Genomic DNA, 1202 nt, shown 5'->3' on the forward strand with positions numbered 1-1202 from the left:
CTTCACGTGAAAAGTGCTTTCGGACTGGTGCGGACAGGACTCTCGACAAGCCCTATCCTCCCAGCTCGGGAGCACTTTTCTTGTCTAAACGGTCACTCTCGACCCGCCGCCCGGTGAAAGCCCGAGGTTAGCGGAAGACGCCGATGCCGTTGGCCACGGCGCGTTCCGTGCCGTCCGACGGGGTGTTGCGGACGGACACCGAGGCCGCGCCGGGGGCGCGCGCGACGAGGGTCGAGGAGCCGCCGCCGTCGAGGTTCACGGCGTCGTCGGCGCCGACCTCGTCCAGGAGGGACGCCAGTTCGGCGACGGTCAGGCCGCCGCTCCGCTCCGACCTGCCGTCCGCGACGAGGAGGTAGAAGCGGCGCCCGTCGCGGCTGACCCCGGCGGCGGTGCGCGGGGCCGGGCCGTTCGGGCTCAGACCGTCCAGCGGCTCCCCGTCCCGGAGGATCGGGAACCCGCCGACGGCGAACCGGAAGCGGACCGGGCCGGTGAACCGGTAGGACACCCGCACCCGGTCGCCGGGCCGCAGCCGTCGCAGCGCGTCGGCGCCCTTCTCCCGTCCGACCAGAACGGTCGTGTCCGCCGGGATCGCGCCCGCGCCGACCGTGTCGGACACCCCCAGGACCACGCCCTTCCGGACGGTCACCTCGGCGGTGTCGGTGCTGCACGGGGCGTTGCGGGCCTCGTCCGTCCCGCAGACGGCGCGCTGCCGGGACACCTCGCCCCACCGCGAGTCGAACGCGCCGACGCCGCCGACGCGGAGCGCGTACTGGTTCAGCCCGCGCAGCGCGATCGACGTCTTCCCCGCGCGGACGGTGCCGGTCAGGTGGAGCCGTGCGACATGCCCGCGCCGGTCGGCGCCGACGCCGATGACGTCCTCGGCGGACGTTCCGGGCGGCAGCGCCGGCCCGAACCGCTGCCCGTCCGGCACCGCGCCCTTGAGCGGACGCCCCTCCGCCACCGCCGGGCCGGACGACGACCCGGTCGCCGCCACCCCCGGATGCGTCTCGCTGACGTTGAAGAAGTCGCCGTTGACCCCTGCCACCGCTCCCTGCGCGTCCGCCATGGCCGACACCGTCCGGCGCGCGGCGACGACCGGCGGGTGCAGCAGTCCGACGGAGACCTTCGGGCCGCGCAGGTCGACGTCCACCAGGCCGCCCAGCACCCGCCCGCCGGTGCCGGACGTCTCGAAGGTCCGGAAG

Annotated in this window: 1 protein-coding gene; it reads right to left on the reverse strand. The window is 74.8% G+C overall.

Features of this window, described 5'->3' with window-relative positions:
* Positions 1-127 precede the first annotated feature (127 nt).
* Positions 128-1202, reverse strand: a 1075-nt coding sequence (locus tag E1284_RS40790; RefSeq protein ID WP_207924257.1) for a phosphodiester glycosidase family protein, incomplete at its 5' end; no start/stop codon positions are given.

Source organism: Actinomadura bangladeshensis, from assembly GCF_004348335.1.
In the GTDB taxonomy this organism is placed as follows: Bacteria; Actinomycetota; Actinomycetes; order Streptosporangiales; family Streptosporangiaceae; genus Spirillospora; species Spirillospora bangladeshensis.